General features: G+C 71.1%; 18 protein-coding genes. 12 read left to right on the top strand and 6 right to left on the bottom strand.

The genetic code is table 11. From position 1 onward, the window contains the following. Window positions 1-73: 73 nt before the first annotated feature. A complete protein-coding gene (locus HNP84_RS03380; RefSeq protein ID WP_185047797.1) occupies window positions 74-535 on the top strand; it encodes a hypothetical protein in 462 nt (153 codons plus the stop codon). A 172-nt stretch (window positions 536-707) separates the two neighbouring features. Next, a complete protein-coding gene (gene glnII, locus HNP84_RS03375; RefSeq protein WP_185047796.1) occupies window positions 708-1718 on the top strand; it encodes a glutamine synthetase in 1011 nt (336 codons plus the stop codon). A gap of 75 nt (window positions 1719-1793) precedes the next feature. Here glnII and HNP84_RS03370 read toward each other — a convergent pair whose 3' ends face one another. Together HNP84_RS03370 and HNP84_RS03365 are read right to left on the bottom strand one after the other, a co-directional pair. Further along, window positions 1794-3575 (bottom strand): pentapeptide repeat-containing protein, encoded by a 1782-nt coding sequence (locus tag HNP84_RS03370; RefSeq protein ID WP_185047795.1) that lies wholly within the window; start codon window positions 3573-3575, stop codon window positions 1794-1796. Between the two features lie 151 nt (window positions 3576-3726). Beyond that, window positions 3727-3978 (bottom strand): hypothetical protein, encoded by a 252-nt coding sequence (locus HNP84_RS03365; RefSeq protein ID WP_185047794.1) that lies wholly within the window; start codon window positions 3976-3978, stop codon window positions 3727-3729. A 285-nt stretch (window positions 3979-4263) separates the two neighbouring features. Here HNP84_RS03365 and HNP84_RS03360 point away from each other — a divergent pair, with 285 nt between their 5' ends. Then, window positions 4264-4758 carry a hypothetical protein gene (locus HNP84_RS03360; protein WP_185047793.1) on the top strand — a complete coding sequence of 165 codons (495 nt, stop codon included), beginning with the start codon at window positions 4264-4266 and terminating at the stop codon, window positions 4756-4758. Between the two features lie 157 nt (window positions 4759-4915). On the opposite strand, the gene HNP84_RS03355 is transcribed toward HNP84_RS03360, so the two are convergent. After that, complete coding sequence (locus tag HNP84_RS03355) at window positions 4916-6052, bottom strand: M20 family metallopeptidase (RefSeq protein ID WP_185047792.1); 1137 nt, start codon at window positions 6050-6052, stop codon at window positions 4916-4918. A 126-nt stretch (window positions 6053-6178) separates the two neighbouring features. On the opposite strand from HNP84_RS03355, the gene HNP84_RS03350 reads away from it, so the two are divergent. The 9 genes from HNP84_RS03350 (at window position 6179) to HNP84_RS03305 (ending at window position 17394) form a co-directional block, all read left to right on the top strand. Further along, window positions 6179-7390, top strand: coding sequence for a PucR family transcriptional regulator (locus HNP84_RS03350; protein ID WP_185047791.1), 1212 nt, complete (start codon window positions 6179-6181; stop codon window positions 7388-7390). Window positions 7391-7535: 145 nt separating this feature from the next. Further along, a complete protein-coding gene (locus HNP84_RS03345) occupies window positions 7536-8030 on the top strand; it encodes a VOC family protein (protein WP_185047790.1) in 495 nt (164 codons plus the stop codon). After that, entirely contained in the window at window positions 8027-8734 is a 708-nt protein-coding gene (locus tag HNP84_RS03340; RefSeq protein WP_185047789.1) for a FadR/GntR family transcriptional regulator, read from the top strand. Before HNP84_RS03345 ends, HNP84_RS03340 begins: the two co-directional genes overlap by 4 nt. 20 nt (window positions 8735-8754) lie before the next feature. Further along, a complete protein-coding gene (locus tag HNP84_RS03335) occupies window positions 8755-9111 on the top strand; it encodes a cupin domain-containing protein (protein ID WP_185047788.1) in 357 nt (118 codons plus the stop codon). Window positions 9112-9381: 270 nt separating this feature from the next. Then, entirely contained in the window at window positions 9382-10440 is a 1059-nt protein-coding gene (locus tag HNP84_RS03330) for a BMP family ABC transporter substrate-binding protein (protein ID WP_185047787.1), read from the top strand. Further along, complete coding sequence (locus HNP84_RS50945; protein ID WP_221335751.1) at window positions 10427-14362, top strand: ATP-binding cassette domain-containing protein; 3936 nt, start codon at window positions 10427-10429, stop codon at window positions 14360-14362. The genes HNP84_RS03330 and HNP84_RS50945 overlap by 14 nt, the downstream gene beginning before the upstream one ends. Beyond that, window positions 14359-15462: an ABC transporter permease gene (locus tag HNP84_RS03315; RefSeq protein ID WP_185047786.1), complete on the top strand. Its 1104-nt coding sequence runs from the start codon at window positions 14359-14361 to the stop codon at window positions 15460-15462. The genes HNP84_RS50945 and HNP84_RS03315 overlap by 4 nt, the downstream gene beginning before the upstream one ends. Before the next feature lie 4 nt (window positions 15463-15466). Next, on the top strand, window positions 15467-16366 hold the full coding sequence (locus HNP84_RS03310; protein ID WP_221335750.1) for an ABC transporter permease: 900 nt from the start codon (window positions 15467-15469) through the stop codon (window positions 16364-16366). 44 nt (window positions 16367-16410) lie between these two features. After that, window positions 16411-17394, top strand: a complete 984-nt coding sequence (locus HNP84_RS03305) for a zinc-binding dehydrogenase (RefSeq protein ID WP_221335749.1) — start codon at window positions 16411-16413, stop codon at window positions 17392-17394. A 12-nt stretch (window positions 17395-17406) separates the two neighbouring features. On the opposite strand, the gene HNP84_RS03300 is transcribed toward HNP84_RS03305, so the two are convergent. The 3 genes from HNP84_RS03300 to HNP84_RS55840 form a co-directional block, all read right to left on the bottom strand. After that, complete coding sequence (locus tag HNP84_RS03300; RefSeq protein WP_185047784.1) at window positions 17407-18072, bottom strand: thymidylate synthase; 666 nt, start codon at window positions 18070-18072, stop codon at window positions 17407-17409. After that, window positions 18072-18740, bottom strand: coding sequence for a hypothetical protein (locus HNP84_RS03295; protein ID WP_185047783.1), 669 nt, complete (start codon window positions 18738-18740; stop codon window positions 18072-18074). Before HNP84_RS03295 ends, HNP84_RS03300 begins: the two co-directional genes overlap by 1 nt. 181 nt (window positions 18741-18921) lie before the next feature. Next, the gene (locus HNP84_RS55840; protein WP_185047782.1) at window positions 18922-19629 is read right to left on the bottom strand and encodes a CPBP family intramembrane glutamic endopeptidase; all 708 of its coding nucleotides are present in this window, start codon (window positions 19627-19629) and stop codon (window positions 18922-18924) included. Window positions 19630-19639: the final 10 nt, after the last annotated feature.

Below are 19639 nucleotides of genomic sequence, written 5' to 3'. Positions count from 1 at the left end.
TTGACCGGGGGCACGCGGTGGGTGTCTGCTTGGGTGGTCATCCATGCCCCCTCTTCGGCAGGAGAAGTCTTCGGTGTTCGTCGTCTTGCGCCGCGTGGCCGTCGCGCTCGCGGTCGTGTCACTCGCGGGCTGCACCGGGTCGAGAGGGCCCATCGAGGCCACGATCCTCCCCGCCACCCCGACGCCGACCCCCACCCCGGCGGTCGCGGCCACGCCGACCTCGACGGGCGCGCGTACGTGCACGACCAACGTCCTCGGGCAACTGCTGCGGCTGCTGCAGGACGACCATCCCTTCAGCGAGGCGCCGCCGCAGCAGCTCTCCCCGGCGGAGCACGAGATCGTGGTGGAGGCGTGGCGGCGGCTGCCCGCGCTGGTCTCCGCCGGCGACGCCGCGGACGAGATCTCGGCCTTCGTCAACGAGCGGTGCGCCGCGGCCTTCAACGAGTCCTCCCTGCCCGAGCCGACCTTCAACCTGCCGGAGCCGTCGTACTCCTTCTCGATCCCCGTCCCGACCCTCGACATCCCCACCGCCTGACGGTTGCGGGCGCGCTGACCTGCGCAAAAAGGTCCATCGTTCACATCGCGGTTACATTCGGGCAACAGCTCCGAAATTGGCCATTGGCACACTCGGCGTGGCGACGGAGCCGCGACCTACGAGGCGTACGCACCGGCTGAGGGCGTACGAAGTGTCTGAGGGGAACCACGACGTGAGCTATAAGGCCGAGTACATCTGGATCGACGGCACCGAGCCGACGGCCCGTCTCCGGTCGAAGACCAAGATCCTTGCCGACGGCGCCGAGCTGCCGATCTGGGGCTTCGACGGGTCGAGCACCAACCAGGCCGCGGGCACCTCGTCCGACTGCGTGCTCAAGCCCGTCTTCTCCTGCCCCGACCCGATCCGCGGCGGCGACAACGTGCTGGTCATGTGCGAGGTGCTGCTGCCCGACATGACGCCGCACCCGACCAACACCCGCGCGCTCCTCACCCCGGTCGCGGAGAGGTTCGCCGACCAGGAGCCGATCTTCGGCATCGAGCAGGAGTACACCTTCTTCAAGGAGGGCCGCCCGCTCGGCTTCCCGGCCGGCGGCTTCCCGGCCCCGCAGGGCTTCTACTACTGCGGCGTCGGCGCCGACGAGGTCTTCGGCCGCGAGATCGTCGAGGCCCACCTCGACGCCTGCCTGAAGGCCGGCCTGGCGATCTCCGGCATCAACGCCGAGGTCATGCCCGGCCAGTGGGAGTTCCAGGTCGGCCCGGTCGGCCCCGTCGAGGTCGCCGACCAGCTCTGGGTGGCCCGCTGGCTGCTCTACCGCGTCGCCGAGGACTTCGGCGTGTCCGCCACCCTCGACCCCAAGCCGGTCAAGGGCGACTGGAACGGCGCCGGCGCGCACACCAACTTCTCCACCAAGGCCATGCGCGAGGGCTACGACGCCATCATCACCGCGTGCGAGGCGCTGGGCGAGAAGGCCCAGGAGCACATCGCGGGCTACGGCGCCGAGATCGAGCACCGCCTCACCGGCTCGCACGAGACCGCCCCGTGGAGCGAGTACTCCTACGGCGTCTCCAACCGCGCCGCCTCGGTGCGCATCCCGTGGCAGGTCGAGGTGGACAAGAAGGGCTACATCGAGGACCGCCGCCCGAACGCCAACTGCGACCCGTACGTCGTGACCCGGCTGATCGTGGACACCTGCTGCACCGCCCTGGAGAAGGCCGGCCAGTAACCCGGAACCCGCGCGAGGAGGGGTGAGCCGTCATACGGGCTTGCGACCGCCGGCTCTCCCCTCCTCACGCGTCCGTCAGGTGAGCTCGTCCTTGGGGCCGCGCTCGCGCAGGCGGCGCAGCGCGGAGTGCCCCTTCTCGACCAGCTTGGCGACCACCGCGAGGTCGCCCCGCGACCGCGCCGCCTCCAGCGCGGCCTTGGCCTCCTCGTACGCGTCCAGCGCGAGGTGCCAGTCTCTGACGTCGTGCCTGCCGGAGTCGCCCTCGCGGGAGACGTGGGTCTCCTCGTCGTAGGCGTCGATGGCCTCGCCCAGACGGGTGATCTCCTCATCGCGGATGCCGCGGAGCCGGGCGAACTCGGCCGCGCTGCGCTCGGCCGCCTCACGCGCCTGCCTGCGCCTGCGTACGCGGCGGCGGCCGATGCCCACGACCGTCAGCGCCGCGAGCGCGCCCACCACGGCCCAGAAGACGATCCAGCCCGGCGCCAGGCGGCTGCTCGCCCCGGAGAAGTCGGCGTCCTGCGCGTAGTCGGCGGCCAGGTCGGTCACGTCGGCGTCCTGGAACGTCGCCCCGCGCAGCTTGGCGGAGGACACCTCCGCCCCCATCAGCGTGGCCCCGCGGAACACCGCGTCCTGCAGTTCCGCGTGGGACAGGTCGGCCCGGTCGAGCCGGGCGCGGCCGAAGTCGGCGCCCTCGGCCTTGAGGCTGGACGCCTCGACGTCACGCAGGTCGGCGCCCACCAGCTTGGCCCCGGTCAGCTCGGCCGAGTTCAGCTTGGCCCGGCCCAGGTTCGCGCCCGACAGGTCGGCCCCCTTCGCGCTGCGCAGGGTCACCCCCTTCAGCGACGCGCCGCGCAGCAGCGCCCGGTCCAGCACCACCGAGCCGAGGTCGGCGCCGTCGAGCTTGGCCCGGCTCAGGTCGGCGCAGGTGAGGTCGCGCGGCCACTCGGTCACCCCGGTGAGGTCCTGGCCCGCGTAGTTCTGCCCGCTGCCCGGCGCGCAGTTCTTGTCGGTCACCGCCGGCAGGTCGGCGGGCACCCCCTTGCTCCCGGTCAGCCGGGCTCCGGTCGCCTCGCGCAGGTCGGCCCGGGTCAGCTCGGCGCCGGTGAACACCGCGTCGGCCAGGTCGGCCCCCGACATGACCGCGCCGGTCATGGTGGCGTCGCGGAAGGACGCCCCGCGCGCCCTGACCGTACGCAGCTCGGTCCCGGTCAGGTCGGCGCCCTCGAACACCGCGCCCGCCAGCGCGCCCGAGTCGAGCCGGGCCCGCGCCAGGTGCGCCTTGCGGAACACCGTGTCGATCATGGTGGAGTTGTACAGCCGGGCGCCCTCGGCCCGGGCCTCGGTGAGGTCGGCGCGGCGCAGGTCGGCGTAGTAGACGTCGGCGTCGCTCAGGTCGGTCCCGACCAGCTTGGCCCCGTCGAACTGCCCCTGGTACGCCTTGGCCCGCACCATCGTGGCCCCGCTGAGGTCGGCGCCCTCCAGCTCGGCGTAGAACAGCGAGGCGTCCTCCAGCTTGGCGCCCCGGAAGTCGGCCCCGGCCGCCCGCGCGTACGGGAAGGACGCCTCGGTGAGGTCGGCCTCGCGGAAGTCGGCCCCCTCCATCTGGGGCCGCGACAGGAAGTCGGTGCCCCGCAGGGACGCGCCGCGCAGGTCGGCCCGGGTCAGCGGGCTGCGTACGGTCAGGCCGTCGAGCTTGGCGTTCCTCAGGTCGGCGCAGGACAGGTCGGCGGGCAGCTCGGCGTCGCGCAGGTCGCGCCCGGCCAGCTTCGGGCCGCTGCCCGGCTTGCACGGCGCCGCGGCGGCGGCCGGAACCGGCGCGGCGGCCGGCGCGCCGAGCAGGAGGACGAGGGGAAGCACGAAGGGAAGCAGCAGGGGAGGCAGGGCACGGTGAAAACGCATGTGACGGTGTGCTCGCAATCTCCCCCGAGATCGAGATTCCCCCCGAATGCGACGCCGCCCGGAGTTCGCCGTGATTCTATCGGCGAGCCCCGGATCGCGCCGCCATGGGTCACCAGTTCGCGACCGGGACCTCGCGGGCGGACATGAGGTCGAACAGCACCGCCCCGTCGCTCAGCCGGATCACCTGGATCTGCCGCGCGTAGCCGCCCTCGCGGAGCCTGCGGGCCAGCTCGTAGGCGAACTCCGGGTAGTGGAACCGGTCACTCGACGTGAAGTCCGGGGGAGGAAAGGTGCACCGAACCTCGAACCGGTCGGGTGGCCAGACCGAAGTGACGGGCTCGGGGCCACTCCATCGCCCCATCCTTGCCATCTGCGGCTCTCCTGTCACTCAAGGCTCGCGGGTCACACCGGCGGGCCGGGGGTCAAACTATGGGGTCCACACCCGACCACGCGGGACCGCCTGGGCAAGGTGATGACCGATCGTAATCGACGAAGGGCCCAGCCAGACGATAAAGCGGCCGACGCGCCAGGTGATTCAAGAGATGGTCTGCTCCTCGTCCCGAATAAGTAACGCGAAACGGGGCAGTCGGCCCGGCAACCCTGCCCACGCCGCCGGCGTGACAAGCAGAAGCGAGGAGTGAGATGAATGGTTCTGCTGGGACTGCTCCTGATGGCCGCGGCGGTCGCGGCGGTGGTGCTGATCTCCGCTGACGACTCTCCCGCCACCATGACCACGGTCACGGTGCTGGACCGGGTCTTCGAACTGGACCGCCTGGAGGTCTTCCTGGCCGGCGCCGGAGCGGCGCTGGTCTTCGTCATCGGGCTCGCCATGGTGAGCCGGGGCGCACGCCGGATGCTGCTGCGCCGCCGCGAGGAGTCGCGCTACCGCGCGGCCGCCCGCGAGCGGTTGAGCCGCCTGGAGAACGAGAAGCGGGAGCTGGAGCGCAAGCTGGACGCCGAGCACGCCGCCTCCACGGCTCCCACCGCCCCTGCCGAGGGGCGGCCCGCGCCCAACGCGTACGCGGCCCCCGAGGCGCAGCCCGCGCCGCCGGCCGCGCCGCCCTCGGTGCCCGGCATGCGCACCCCGCCGCAGGAGGACCGGCTCGTCGCCGGCTCCCCCCGCCCGCGCGACCAGCGCTGAGTTCGGCGGGCTCGTCCGGACAGGGCGCGACGGCTTGACCGGCCGTCGCGCCCTGCGTGTGCACGGCCACATGCCGTGTGATCCAGGTTTGTGCCCATGGCACAGGGTGTGCCGCCTGGTGGTGTGGGAGTTTCGCTAGCGTGCCCAGGCGGCGTCCCTACGAGCGGGCGCGGGCGAGGTCGATGCCGGTCCACGCCATCGCGATGCCGCCGTCGAGGAGCGCGCGGTCCGCGGCGGGCCGCACTGCGTACTCGGCGAACTCCGCCTGGTGCTGACCGACCGACCCCGAGTCGATGGAGACGAGCGGCTGTATGGACGGCACCACCAGCGAGACGTTGGCCATGTCGGTGGAGGCGGCGGTACGGTCGTCTGCGGGCGTGACCTCCGGGAAGACGCGGCCGAGCGCGAGCGCGTTGCGCCGGTAGTGGTCGAGCAGGGGCGCATCGTGACGGAAGTGCGAGTAGGCGGGCGAGGCCGAGGTGATGGTCAGGCGCGAGCCTGTCGCGATGGCGCCCGCCTCGAAGCAGGCCCGCACCCTCTTCTCCAGCACCGCCAGCTCGTCCAGCGCCGGCGCGCGCACGTAGTAGTCGGCCGAGGTGTGCGCGGGCACGATGTTCGGCACCTGGCCGCCCTCGGTGACGATGCCGTGGATGCGCTGGTCGCCGGGCACGTGCTGGCGCAGCAGGCCGATCGCGACCTGGGCCACGGTGAGCGCGTCGGCCGCGTTGATCCCGTCCTCGGGGCACGCGGAGGCGTGCGCCGGGCGGCCCTCGTACTCGATGTGGAGCTGGGCGCGGGCGAGCACCGGCGGGTCCAGCCGCTCGCGCGGCGCCGGGTGCACCATCATCGCGGCGTCCAGCCCCTCGAACGCGCCGCGCTCGATCATCAGCACCTTGCCGCCGCCGTTCTCCTCGGCGGGCGTGCCGATGACCTTCACCGTGACGCCGATCTCGTCGGCGACCTCGGCCAGCCCGATGCCCGCCGCCACCGCCGCGCCGGCGATGACGTTGTGCCCGCACGCGTGGCCGATGCCGGGCAGCGCGTCGTACTCCGCGCAGATCCCGATCACCAGCGGGCCGCTGCCCGCCGTGGCGACGAACGCCGTCGGCAGGTCGCACACCCCCGCCTCGACCCGGAACCCGTGGGCGGTCAGCTCCTCGCCGAGCCACGCGCTCGCGCGCACCTCCTCGAAGCCCAGCTCGGGGTGGGCGTGCAGCCGATGGCTGAGTGCGAGGAGGCGATCCGCGGCGCGGTCGATCGCGGCACGCGCCGCGGACTTGGTCTGATCATGCATGAGCGTATTGTCACGTTAGTCACAAGATGCCGCAAAAGGCAATAAATGCCCTAGAAAGCACCAATGTTCGGGAAGGTTTGCCGCTAGCCTCACGGGGTGGACGGCCAGGCACGACGGGGAGGGTGGATGGACCGGCTGAGCGTCGAAGGTGACCTCGGCCGCTCCGGCACGCGGCCGGCCCGGCGCCGCGACGGCTCCGGAGCGGCGCGCCGCCGGGCACCCGCGACCGCGGCCGAACTGGCCGCCGCGCTGAACCAGATGGCCCTGGGCGGGGAGGACTGGCGCGCCCTGCTGGAACGGATCTCCCAGGAGACCGGACGCGACGCGCGGCTGATCGGGGTGCACGGCGGGGTGTTCGCCGCGACCGACGACGGCGACGCGGTGATGAGCCCGGCCGAGGTCGCGCGGATCTTCGCCGAGCCCGAGCCGCCGACGGTGACGCTGGAGGACGGCTGGTCGGCCCGCGCGCTGGCGGTGTGGGCCGGGCAGCGCCGGGTGGGCCTGGTGCTGCTGGCCGAGCCGGTGGACGAGCGCATGCTGACCCTGCTCAAGGCGTGCTCCACCGCCGTCGCCATCGTCGCCGTACGCCGCGACGCCGCGGCCACCGCCACCGCCGAGACGGCCAGCCGGCTGATCGACGAGCTGCGGTTCGGCGCGCTGCGCGGCACCGACGAGCTGACCCGCACGGCGGCCCGGTTCGGCCTGCGCCTGGACGAGCCGCACGCCGCGGCCGTGTTCGCCTACGATGGGCCCAACCAGCGCACCTGGTCCACTGCGCTGTCCTGGCTGGAGATGCCCGTGCACCAGCACGAGGGCAAGGGCTGGACGGTGCTCTCCGGCGACCTCGGCCGCGAGATCACCCGGATCAGGGTCAGGCTGCAGGGCATGGTCGGCGACGGCACCGTGCTGGCCGCCACGGGCCCGGTCGTCTCCGACCCCCGCGAGACCTCGCGCTCCTTCCGCGACGCCGAGGTGGTGCTGGGGCTGCTGCGGCGGCGTACGGGCGAGACCGAGCTGCTGCACTCGGAGCTGGGGCTGGCCCAGTTGCTGCTGGCGGTCCCGCCCGACCGGCTGGAGGCGTTCGTGGAGCAGCAGCTCGGGCCGATACTCGACCGGCCGGAGCTGGTGCTGACCCTGGACGCCTGGCTGGCCACGCGGGGCAGCCGGGCCAGCGTGGCCGAGATGCTGCACCTGCACCGCAACTCGGTGGGCTACCGCGTGGGGCAGCTCCGCCAGCTCCTCGGCGCCGACCCGCTCGACCCCGAGACCGCGCACCGATTGCGCACCGCGCTCACGGCGCGCGAACTTCTTGAGGTCTTCTCGCAGCGAGGCCCATGAAAAATCCGTGAACTCCTGTTAATTCGCCGAAAATCCCGACACAACCCTTGAACTAGACAAACAGACAAACTTACCATCTGATTGTCAGACCAACAGCCCACTAACTCCCTAAACCCTCCAATCACACCCCTAGGAGACAGGCCACATGGGGATCACGCGCATGAACCACGCGGTGCTCTACGTACGCGACGCGCGCCGCACCGCGGATTTCTACCAGCGGGTGCTGGACTTCAAGGTGATCATCGAGGCGCCCGGCGGCGAGTACATGTTCATGCGCGCCCCCGACTCCGACAACCACCACGACCTGGCCCTGTTCACGATCGGCTCCGGCGCGGGCGACTCGCGCGCCGGGCGACAGACGGTCGGCCTCTACCACATCGCCTGGGAGGTGCCCACGCTGGAGGAGCTGGCCGCGGTCGAGACGCGGCTGCGGGACGAGGGCGCGCTGATCGGCGCCAGCGACCACGGGGCCAACAAGAGCCTGTACGGCAAGGACCCCGACGGCCTGGAGTTCGAGGTCATGTGGCTGGTCCCGGCCGAGTTCTGGGGCGAGGAGGAGCACGAGGCGATCATCCGGCCGCTGGACATCCCGGCCGAGCAGCGCAGGTTCGCGGCCCTCACCGGCGGCGCGCAAGCGTGACGACCACCCCTCGGTTCGGCCCCGTCACCCGGCGCATGGTCTCGGAGGAGGTGCGCGACGCCCTGCTGGAGAGCATCGAGTCGGGCGCCCTCGCCCCCGGCGCCCAGTTGCCCTCCGAGCGCGCGCTCTGCGAGGACTTCGGCGTGGCGCGCACCTCGGTGCGGGAGGCCGTGCGGAGCCTGGTGGCCCTGGGCAGGGTGCACAAGGTCGGCAACCGGTTCCACGTGGTCGAGCAGCTTCCCGGCCTGAGCGTGGACCCGCGCAAGAGCCGCGTGCGCGAGCTGTTCGAGTGCCGCCGGGTGATCGAGGTGTCCATCGCCCGCTTCGCCGCCGAACGCGCCGGCCCCCGGGAGCGCGAGGAGCTGATGCGGATCGCCGCGATCTTCTCCGAGGACATGGAGCTGGAGGAGTTCCGGCACGCCGACCGGCTCTTCCACGGGGCCATCGCGCGCTGCTGCGGCAACCCCACGCTGCGGGAGCTGTACGGCAAGGTGCTGGAAGGCGTGTTCGCCTCCGAGGAGTTCCGCACCCTGCTCGACTCCAGCAGCAACGCCGCGGCCGTACGGGACGTGATCGCCGAGTCGTGCCTGGCGCACCGGCGCATCGCGGAGGCCATCCGGGACGGCGATCCGGACATAGCCGCACAAAACACCGAAAGACACCTAGATGAGGTCGAACAGTCCATGATCGACCGGATGGTTTAAACCCGTACTATGGAGCACCGATGACAGAGCACGTGTGGCGATTCGACGACGGCGCCTTCAAGGAGGTGAAGCCGGGGTTCAAGCGCCGTATATATACGGGCGATGACCTCATGCTTACGCTATGGCGTATTCGCGAAGGGTCTGGCCCCACGCCGTACGATTGTCATCCCGACAACGAACAATTCGGCATGATCCTAAAGGGCCAGCTTGACTTCCGTATCGGCTCCGACGAGCGCCGCCTGCTCAAACCAGGTGACGTTTACTGGGCACCGAAGAGCTACTTGCACGGCGACAGCCGCTTCATCGGCGACGCCGAGCATGGAGAAACCTGGATCCTCGACATCTTCACTCCGCCGCGCGAGGACTACAGAGAGTGACGGAAACTCCGTGGAGCCCTGGGAGTGCGACTTCCGATACGGCGGTGATGAAAAACCGATATCGGACTGTGTTCAATGTCGAGGACTGTCATGCCATCGCGACGCACCCGTCGCGCGTCTTTCGGATGCGTCGTCGGAGGCAGACGCCGTTCGGCCCCAGCGGCGCTGTCGCCGGCACCGGTGGAAACCACGTCCAGAACGCCCAGTGGGGGGCTCAACCCGAGTCGCACCAGGACTAACCCCCCGAGTCCTTTGGAAGGCAAAAAAGCGATGAACAATTCAGCACGAGCCGCCGCCCTCGCGATCTTCGTCGCGCCGGCCCTGCTGCTCGCGGCGTGTGGCACCAATGACACGTCCGGGAACTCCAGCACCGCCACGGCCAAGAAGGGACAGCAGCCGGACGTCAACGGTGACGGCAAGGTCGTCATCGGCGTGCTGAGCAACGGCGACACGCACGACAACGGGTACTTCCAGAGCTTCGTGGACGAGGCGAACGTGATCGCCCGCGCGAACGGCTGGGAGATGCGTACGATCGACAAGATCAACGTCGCCGACGGCGCCAACCAGGCGCGCAACCTGTGCCGCCAGCGTGTTGACCTGATCGCGGTCGGCGCCCAGGAGCTCAAGGACGCCCTCGCCGCCGCCCCCGAGCCGGTGTGCGCGAACACCCAGTGGTACGTCAACGGCGGTGGTGGCGTCGAGCAGACCAAGTGGTTCTCCCAGTCGGTGGACAAGGTCAACCAGACCCTGTACACCGCCGGGTACGCCGCCGGCCTGCTCATGGAGGCCAAGGACGTCACCAAGGCCGGCTACATCACCGGCCCCGAGCTGGACTTCTCCATCCAGGCCGCCAAGGCGTTCGAGGCCGGCATCAAGGCCGTCGTGCCCAAGGCCGAGCTGCTCAAGGCCTACACCGGTGACTTCGAGGACTCGGCCAAGGCCAAGGAGGCGTACACGGCGCAGAAGGCCAAGGGCGTCAAGCTGGTCTACCCCTACCTGGGCGGCGCCACCGACGCGGTGACCCAGGAGGCCAACAAGGACGGCGTCATGACGCTGACCCCGGGCACCGACCGGTGCCAGGACACCACCATCAAGTACGACATCTCGGTCATCTTCAACCCGGGCTCCTTCTTCGCCGCCGCCCTCCAGGACTTCCAGAAGGGCCAGTTGAAGATGGGCGTCACCCGCGAGTGGATCATCGGCAAGGACCCCGTGCCGACCCTGAAGATCTGCAAGCCCGAGGGTGACCAGCAGACGAAGGTCAACCAGCTGATGAAGGACATCGGCGACGGAAAGTTCGACGTCGATGCGGCAGTTGACGGCAAGTAACGACGCAGGCGGGGCCGCGACCGGGGAGGTCGCGGCCCCCGCGGTCGAGCTGACGGACATCACCAAGCGCTTCGGCTCGGTCGTGGCCTGCAACGAGGTGTGCCTCAGCGTCCAGCGAGGCGAGATCCACGGCCTGCTCGGGCAGAACGGCGCGGGCAAGAGCACCCTGATGAAGATCCTGACCGGCCTGGTCACCCCCGACTCCGGTCACATCTCCATCAACGGCGACCAGGTGCGCATCACCGACCCCCTGGTGGCCGCCGGGCTCGGCATCTCCATGGTCCACCAGCACTTCAGCCTGGTCGGCGCGATGCGGGTCTGGGAGAACGTCACGCTGGGCGAGCGCGGCAGGGTGGACCGCGACAAGGCCCGGCGCATCGTCGCCGAGGTCGGCGAACGCTACGGCCTGGTCATCGACCCCGACGCCCGCGTGGAGAACCTCTCCACCGGCGAACGGCAACGCGTCGAACTGATCAAGTGCCTGCGCCGCGACCCCGACCTGCTGATCCTGGACGAACCGACGTCCGTCCTGACGCTGAAGGAGTCCCACGACCTGTTCGAGGTCCTCCGCCGCGCGGTGCGGGACGAGAACAAGACGGTCATCCTGATCAGCCACAAACTCGACGAGATCCTGCACGCCACCGACCGCGTGACCATCATGCGCAACGGCACGGTCGTGGCCAACAAGCACACCAGCGAGACCGACGTCCGCGAACTGGCCCGCGAGATGGTCGGCCGCGAACTGTCCAAGTGGACCGCCGCCAGCGCCATCGGCTCCCTGGACGCCCTCGTCACCTCCCCCACCGTCCACACCTCAGAGAAGCAGACAACCCCGGCCCCCGAGCCCGAGGACAAGACAACCGAGCCCGAGACGCCCGAACCCGAGGCGCCCGAGCCCGAGACGCCCCCGTCCGAGGACGCGAAGGCGACGACCCCCGAGGCCGAAGCCACCGAGCCCGAGGCGACGACCAAGGCCGAAGACACCGAGGCCGCCGAGACCGCCAAGGCCGCCAAGGCCGCCAAGGCCGACGAGCCCGAGACCGAGACCGCCAAGGCCGACGCCACCGACGGCGGAGACACCAAGGCCGAAGACTCCGACGCCAAGCCCGCCGAAGCTGAGGCCACCGAGGCTGAGGCCACCGAGGCCACCGCCGAGGAAGCGGCCGCCTCCGACGGCGAAGGCGAAGCCGGCGAAGGCGAAGCCACCGAGGCTGAAGCCACCGAGGCCACGGACACCAAGGCCAAGCCTGCTGAGATCACGGGCGCCGAGGACGAGGCCACCGAGCCCACCGTCACGGAGACCGGCACCGTGGGCAACGAGGCCGAGGCAGCTCAGCCCGAAGACGCTGAGAACGCGCCCGCGACCCCTGACGAGGCCGACGCCTCCGACAGCGGGAACGCAGGCGAGCCCGAAACCGCCAAGGCCGCCCCTGCGGACACCGCAGCCGAGAGCACCACGGCCGAAGCGGCCCAGCCCGAGGACACCAAGCCCGAGGACACCAAGGCCGAGGACAGCAAGCCCGAGGACACCAAGGCCGAGGACAGCAAGCCCGAGGACACCAAGGACACTGCTCAGCACCGGTCCCCGAGGTCTTCCTGGCTTCGGCGGTTCTGGCGGGTGTCCAGGCGCAAGGGCGAAGACGAGAACAAGGACAACACCGAAGCCGAGAAGGCCGTCGTCGCGACCGCGGAGTCCCAGGACACCGCGGCCAAGGACACCGAATCCAAGGCCGAGGCCGAGGACGGCAAGGCTGAGGTAGCGGCGGCCAAGGACACCGACACCGCCACCGCGACCGCGACCGCGACCGCGACCGCCGACAAGGGAGCCCCCTCCGACGGCGAAGACGCCGAGACCGGAGGCGCCGAGGCCGACCACGCCGACGGCGAAGGCGGAGAACGCGAAGCGACCGAGCCGGAAGCCACCAAGGTCAAGGACACCGAGGCCACCGAGACTCAGGCCACAGACACCGAGGCCACGGGCACCGACGCACCGGACAGCCAGGCCACGGACACCGAGGCCAAGCCTGCTGACGTCACGAGCCCCGAGGGTGAGGCCACCGAAGCCGCCACGGAGACCGCGGCCGAGAGCACCAAGGCCGAAGGCACCGCAGGCGAAACCTCCGAGGCCACCACCACGGAGGCCACCACCACGGAGGCCACCCCCGAGGACACGGCGACCGACGCCGCTCAGGCCGAAAGCGACAAGGCCGAGGAGCCCGAAGCCAAGCCGGCCGAGGGCACCGCCACCAACGCCGAAGCCACCACCGAGGAAGCAGCCCCTTCGGACGGCCAAGGCAGCGAAGGCGAAGCAAGCGAGCCGGAACCCGCCAAGGCCAAGGACACCGAGGCCAAGCCCGCCAAAGCCACGGACACCCAAGCCACGGACACCGAGGCCACAGAGACCCAAGCCACGGAGACCCAGGCCACAGACACCGAGGCACCGGGCACCGAGGCACCGGACAGCCAGGCCACGGACACCGAGGCCAAGCCTGCTGACGTCACGAGCCCTGAGGGTGAGCCCACCGAGGCCACCACCACCGAGGCCGCGGCCGAGAGCACCAAGGCCGAGGACACCGACGGCGGAGACACCAAGGCCGAGGACACCAAGGCCGAGGACACCACAGGCGAAACCTCCGAGGCCACCACCACGGAGGCTTCCGTTACGGAGGCCACCGCCGAGGACACGGCCACCGACGCCGCCCAGACCGAAAGCGACAAGGCCGCGGGCACCGAGGCCAAGCCCGCCGAAGGCGAGGGCAAGGGCGCTGAGGGCACCGCGGCCACCACCGAAGCCACTGAGGCCACCGAGGCCACCGCCACGGAGGCCCCGGCTGAGGGTGCCGAGACCGTTGCCACCGAGGCCACGGCCGGCGACACGGAAACCACGGCCACTGAGGCGACGACCGGCGACGGCGAAACCACCGCCACCAACGCCACGACCGGCGACGGCGAAACCACCGCCGCCGACACAACGGCCGAGGACACCGAAACCACCGCCACCGACGCCACGACCGGCGACCCCGAAACCACCGCCACCGACGCCACGACCGGCGACGGCGAGACCAACGCCTCCGGCGCGGCGGCCGAGGACGCGGAAACCGCCTCCTCCGAGGCCGCAGCCGCTGTGGAAGGGGCGGCGGCCACGGTTGCGGAGGGCCCGGCCGGGGATGGGCCCGGGGAGGTGCGGTTGCGGATTGTGGACGCTGTGGCGACGGCTCGTGATGGGCGGCCGTTGCTGCGGGGGCTCTCGCTGGAGGTGCGGGCCGGGGAGATCCTGGGGATCGCGGGGGTCGAGGGGAACGGGCAGGCCGCCCTGGGCGACCTGTTGTCCAGTCTGCTCGATCTCGACAGCGGCTCCGTGGAGGTGTGCGGGGTCAAGGTGCGGGCCGGGAAGCCGGGGGCGATGCACGCGGCCGGGGTCGGGGTGGTTCCCGAGGACCGGCACGTGTCGGGGTGTGTGCTCGACATGAGCGTGGCGGAGAACCTGGTGCTGGCGGACGTCGGGCACGTCGGGAAGCGGGGGTTCGTCAGCCCGCGTACGCTGCGGGCGCGGGCCGAGCGGCTGATCGAGGAGTTCGACATCAGCACGCCCTCGCCCGACCAGCCGATGCGGCTGCTGTCCGGCGGCAACCAGCAGAAGGTGGTGCTCGCCCGGGAGCTGGCGGCCGATCCCAAGGTCCTGGTCGTCGCCCAGCCGACCCGTGGCCTGGACGTCGGGGCGATCGAGTACATGACCGAGCGGATCTACCAGGCCGCCAAGTCCGGGATCGCGGTCCTGCTCATGTCCACCGAACTGGAGGAGATCCTGACGCTGGCGCACCGGATCGCGGTGATCCACCGGGGCGCGATCGTCGGTGAGATGTCCCGCGCCGAGGTCGATCTGGAACGGCTCGGCATGATGATGGGAGGTCAGGCCGCATGAGTGCCCTGACGGCCCGGGCGCCGGCCGTGTTCGGGTTCGCCCGACTTTCCACCCTGCTGTTGTACGTCGCCTCCTTCGCGGTCGCGCTCGCGCTGGCGACCGGCCTGGTGACGCTGACCGGGCACTCGATGTCGGAGACCGTGGTCGCGCTCTACCAGGGCAGCCTCGGCGACAGCATCTCCATCGCGACGACGATGGACGAGACCGCCCCGCTGCTGCTGGTCGCCATCGGGGCGACGATCGCGGCGCGGGCGGGCATCTTCAACATCGGCCAGGAGGGGCAGCTCCTGATCGGGGCGATGTTCGGGGCGGCGGTGGGACTGTCGTTCTCCGGGCCGCCCTGGATGATGCTGCCGCTGATCCTGCTCGGCGCCGCCGTGGGCGGCGCGCTGTGGGCGGGCATCCCGGCGCTGCTGTTCTACTGGCGCAAGGTGGACATCGTGATCAGCACGCTGCTCATGGTGTTCCTGGCCGGGCAGGTGGCCTCGTTCGCGGTCAACCGTCCGTACCTGCTCCAGGAGACGGTGGAGAAGGGCAACGTGGCCTCGCCGCAGTCGGACCTGCTGCCCGAGACGGCCTGGCTGCCGCCGCTGGCCAACCACCCGTATCTGCAGATGAAGGCCGGGATCGTGGTCGCGCTGATCGTGGCCGTGATCGCCGCGGTGCTGCTGAAGTACAGCACGTGGGGCTTCCGCCTGCGCATGCTCGGCCACAACCCGGTGGCGGCGCGCCGCGCCGGGGTGCGGGCGACGGCGCTGGGCGGCGGGGCGCTGCTGCTGTCCGGCGCGGCGGCGGGCATGGCCGGCGGCGTGATGCTGACCGGCGGCGTCTACCGCTTCCAGCCCGGTCTGGCCGACAACGTCGGCTGGGAAGGACTCCTCGTGGCTCTCGTGGCCCGCAACCATCCGCTGGCCGCCATCCCGGTCGCGCTGTTCTTCGGCGGGCTCCGGGCGGGGGGCGGGTTCCTCGCCTCCAGCGGCGTGCCGCGTTACCTCGTGTCGGTGGTGACCGCGCTGCTGGTGCTGGCGGCGGTGTTCCCGGCCGCGTACCAGGAGATCCGCAAGCGCCGCCGACCGGCGCTCGCGGCGGCGGGGGCGTGAGCGCGTGAACGACATCGAACTGATCCTGGCCAGCGCCGTACGGCTGATGCTGCCGCTGGCGTTCGCCGCGCTCGGCGAGTGGATCGCCGAGCGGGCCGGGACGCTGAACATCTCGGTCGAGGCCATGATGCTCGGCGGCGCGTTCACCGCGATCATGGGCTCGACGTTGACCGGCTCGCCCAGCGCGGGCCTGGCGTTCGGGGTCGCGACCGGCTTGCTGGTGGCGTTCATCCACGCCACGTTCAGCCACCGGCTCACCGTCAACACCTACGTCGTGGGCCTGACGCTGAACGTGCTGGTGCTCGGCCTGACCAGCTACCTGTTCACCCGCACGCCGGGCGCGCAGGTGGACAAGCTCACGATCCCGGTCCTGTCCGATCTGCCGATCGTCGGCCCGGCGCTGTTCGACCAGCGCTGGCCGGCGTACCTGCTGGTCCTGCTGATCCCGGCGGGGTGGTGGCTGGTGCACCGCAGCCGGTGGGGCCTGGAGGCGCGGGCGGCCGGGGAGAACCCGCAGTCGGCCGACGTGACCGGCATCGACGTGAACAAGCGCAGGCGGCAGGCGCTGCTGATCTGCGGCGCGCTGGCCGGTCTCGGCGGGGCGTACCTGTCGGTGGCCGAGGTCGGCTCGTTCAACACGAACATGACCGCGGGCCGCGGCTACATCGTGATCGCGGCGGTCATCTTCGGCGGCTGGACGCTGCGCGGCACCCTGGCCGGCTGCGCCCTGTTCGGCGCGGCCGACGCGATGCGGCTGGCGCTGCCGGCGCTGGGCTACGCGCTGAACCCGCAGCTCCTGATCGCCACGCCGTACCTGCTGGCGCTGCTCGCGATGACGTTCTTCGCCAAGCGCAACCGAGGTCCGGGCGCGCTCGGCCAGCCCTTCGTACGAGGAATCACGTGAGAGCTGTTCAACACGACACACATGGCGGGCCCGAGGTTCTGCGGGTGGTCACGTTGCCGGACCCGGAGCCCGGGGCCGGTGAGGTGCTGGTCGAGGTGCGGGCGGCGGGGGTGAACCGGCTGGATGTGCTGCAGCGGCGGGGGCCGGGGCTGCTGCCCGGGTTCGCGCTGCCGCACGTGCCCGGCACGGACGTGGCGGGCGTCGTCGTGGCGGTGGGGCCGGGTGTGGCCACGCGGGCGGTGGGCGACCGGGTGGTCGTCGATCCCTCGCTGACCTGCGGCGCCTGTACGCCGTGCGCCGACGGGCAGTCGGCCTGGTGCACCGGGCTGCGGGTGGTCGGGGCGTCGCGGCAGGGCGGGTACGCCGAGCTGGTCGCGGTCCCGGAGACGCACGTGCACGCCGTCCCCCAGCACATCGGGATGGAGGAGGCGGCCGCCGTGCCGACGGTGTACGGCATGGCCTGGCAGGCGCTGATGGTGCGCGGCGGGCTGCGCGCCGGTGAGACGCTGCTGGTGCACGGCGCGGGCAGCGGGATCACCATCGCGGCCACGCAGATCGCCCGGCGCTCCGGGGCCCGGGTGATCGTGACCAGCGGCTCGGACGAGAAGCTGGCCAAGGCGGCCAAGCTGGGCGTGGACGCGACGGTCAACCACCGCCGGGAGGACCTGGCGGCGCGGGTGCGGGAGCTCACGGACGGGCGGGGCGCGGACATCGTGCTCGACCATGTGGGGCCGGCGTTGTTCCAGCCGTCGCTGGCGGCGCTGCGCCTGCGCGGCCGGATGGTGTTCTGCGGCAACACGACCGGGCCGACGGCGGAGTTCAGCCTGGTGGACGCCTATCACCGGGGGCTGACGCTGATCGGCTCGGAGTCCTACGACCGGCCGGCGTTCGGCGAGATGCTGGAGTGGTACTGGTCGGCGGGGTGCGAGGCGGTGATCGACTCGGTCTTCCCGCTGGAGGAGGCCGCCGAGGCCCATCGCCGCCTGGAGGGCGGCGAGAGCTTCGGCAAGATCCTCCTCACGCCCTGACCGGCGCGGGCGTCAGCTCGCGCGGCGCAACGACGGGGCCGGGGTGGTCTCGCGCAGGATGCGGGCCACCCGGTCCAGGTCGGCGACGTAGATGTGCGGCACGTCCACGAACACCCGCATGGCGCCGCAGGACGCCCGGAGCCGGCGCGCGACGTCCTGTTGGACCTCGCGCAGCGGCATGTAGTTCAGGTAGGACGTGAAGGCGTTCTGGGAGCGGAAGGCGGCGGTCATCTCCAGCCGTTCGCGCCGCATCCGGAACGCCACGCCGGTGAGGCAGGGCACGGCGTCCATCGGTTCGCCGGGGGTGGTCAGGGAAATCCATCCGCTTTTGGAATAGGGCCGGGCCCGGAGTAATCGGGTGACCCAGGCGAGCTGGTCGACTCCCTGGCAATGGCGCAGCCGGGCGCCGTAACTGTACTTGAACGGCGGCACTATCGTCTCGGTGGTGAACTTCCGGGCGTAGAGCGGAATCTTGGAAGCGTCGCCGTGGGCGGCGATGATGGGGTCGTCGCCGCGTACGTCCTCGATTTCGAAAAGGACCGGAAGTGCCTCGATGACCGGGCCGCGGTCGTCCTGTGCCGGGGTTCCGGAGCGCCGGACGTGGTTCATCAGCCAGATCCACGCCTCCCCGCACGTCGTGCAGCGCCGTATCCCCGCCTGAATGTCGGGGTGTTGCATCACGTCTCCACGTTCTCGAACCGGTAGGGATTGCTCGGGACCTTGCGCCGCCGGGTGACGTTGGCGCGCACGTAGTACACGAGGTACTGCACGAGCGCCACGAGCCCGATGATGACGAGGAGCAGGAGCGCGTTCGGTGTGGCCCCGCTCAGCCCGATGACCCCGCACGCGACGTAGCCGCCGTTGGCGACGGCCAGGATCATCACGTTGACGCCCGGCCAGGCGAGGGGGGCGTACGTCTCGGGGAACCTGGGATCGACCGGGAGGTTGGGGCTCCACTCCATGTCCGCGAACTGGTCGCGCAGGCGGGCGACGTACAGCAGGCGGAAGTTGTTGATGGCCCGCGCCGCCCGGGTGTGCGCGGCGACCGCCTCGATGAGGCGCAGGTACGGCACGAGGCCGAGCAGGCCGAAGGCGAGGACGATGGCGAACAGGTACCAGGGGATGGTGTGCCAGGTGGTGAGCGAGGCGGGGTCGATGACCTTGGCACTGGCGAGCGCGACCGCCGCCGCGAACGGCGCCGACAGAATGCTCATGGAGAGCCTGGTCATTTTCAGCCGCTCGTCTTTGGCGGCGAGGTACACGGAATAGATCCCGGTGAAATCCACGGCGACGAGTTGCAGGAATTGCGCCGGTCCCACGGGCAGCTCGTCCGCCCGTCCGGGCATTCTCTCCGCACCCGGCCGCGGCACTGTCCTCCGCATCGGCCCCTACCCTCTACACCTGCGGACAAGGTCGGGAACCGCCCGGCACCCCGCCCCCACTACGGGGGCGCCGTGTGGCCGTCTTCCACCATTATTAACCACATAGCGTGGAAGCGCGGGTCAAATCCGTATTACCGGGAAAAAGTTATCGCTCTAGAGAAGTACGGCGAAGAAGCCAGACGCCGTACCCGATGAAGAAGACGACGATGAGGATCTGCGCCCACAGGGGGGCGGCGCCGGGGCTGGCGAACTGGGTGAAGTCGTTCAGGCCGTGCAGGAAGGCCAGCGGCCAGATGGTGCGCACGTGCCAGCGCAGGGCGGCGAAGCAGAACCCGAGGCTGCCCGCGGTGATCACCTGGGCGAGGGTGTCGTCCCAGGCGTGGCCGAACCAGGCGGCGCTGAGGGCGTGGCCGAGACCGAACACCACGCCCACCCACGCGGCCGCCCGGACGGGGCCGAGGCCCGACAGGACGTGCTGCACGAGGCCGCGGCTGAGGGCCTCCTCGGTCACGCCGATGGCCAGGCTCAGGCCCGCCAGGCTCGCGAGCGCGCCCTGGAGGCCGGGGGCCGCGTAGCTCAGCACGATCAGCAGGACCGGGATCAGGTAGAGCCAGCTCCGGTCGGGGCCGCGCCAGGGCAGCGCGCTCTGCCGCCACCACCGCAGCCAGGCGATGAAGGCCAGCGTGACCGCCGCCGTGATCAGGTTGATCACGGTGGCGGTGAGGTCGGGCCAGCCCCCGAGCGACGGCAGCAGTTCGGCCGCGGCGAAGAGCACCGCGTGCCAGGCCACGGTGAGCAGCACCGCTCCCGTGACGGGATGAGACGTGAGCCAGTCGGCCACTCTTGTCCGCACGGGCGGCCAT

It is taken from the genome of Thermocatellispora tengchongensis (assembly GCF_014202315.1).
In the GTDB taxonomy this organism is placed as follows: domain Bacteria; phylum Actinomycetota; class Actinomycetes; order Streptosporangiales; family Streptosporangiaceae; genus Thermocatellispora; species Thermocatellispora tengchongensis.
The sequence above is the reverse complement of the archived record's forward strand: the minus strand, read 5'-3'. Positions and strand labels throughout refer to the sequence as shown.

Coding starts and splice junctions, on each gene's coding strand:
- HNP84_RS03365 (WP_185047794.1), bottom strand. CDS start 3,978: ATGGGGCGATGGAGTGGCCCCGAGCCCGTCACTTCGGTCTGGCCACCC.
- HNP84_RS03360 (WP_185047793.1), top strand. CDS start 4,264: ATGGTTCTGCTGGGACTGCTCCTGATGGCCGCGGCGGTCGCGGCGGTG.
- HNP84_RS03355 (WP_185047792.1), bottom strand. CDS start 6,052: ATGCATGATCAGACCAAGTCCGCGGCGCGTGCCGCGATCGACCGCGCC.
- HNP84_RS03350 (WP_185047791.1), top strand. CDS start 6,179: ATGGACCGGCTGAGCGTCGAAGGTGACCTCGGCCGCTCCGGCACGCGG.
- HNP84_RS03345 (WP_185047790.1), top strand. CDS start 7,536: ATGGGGATCACGCGCATGAACCACGCGGTGCTCTACGTACGCGACGCG.
- HNP84_RS03335 (WP_185047788.1), top strand. CDS start 8,755: ATGACAGAGCACGTGTGGCGATTCGACGACGGCGCCTTCAAGGAGGTG.
- HNP84_RS03330 (WP_185047787.1), top strand. CDS start 9,382: ATGAACAATTCAGCACGAGCCGCCGCCCTCGCGATCTTCGTCGCGCCG.
- HNP84_RS03315 (WP_185047786.1), top strand. CDS start 14,359: ATGAGTGCCCTGACGGCCCGGGCGCCGGCCGTGTTCGGGTTCGCCCGA.
- HNP84_RS03300 (WP_185047784.1), bottom strand. CDS start 18,072: ATGCAACACCCCGACATTCAGGCGGGGATACGGCGCTGCACGACGTGC.
- HNP84_RS03295 (WP_185047783.1), bottom strand. CDS start 18,740: ATGCCCGGACGGGCGGACGAGCTGCCCGTGGGACCGGCGCAATTCCTG.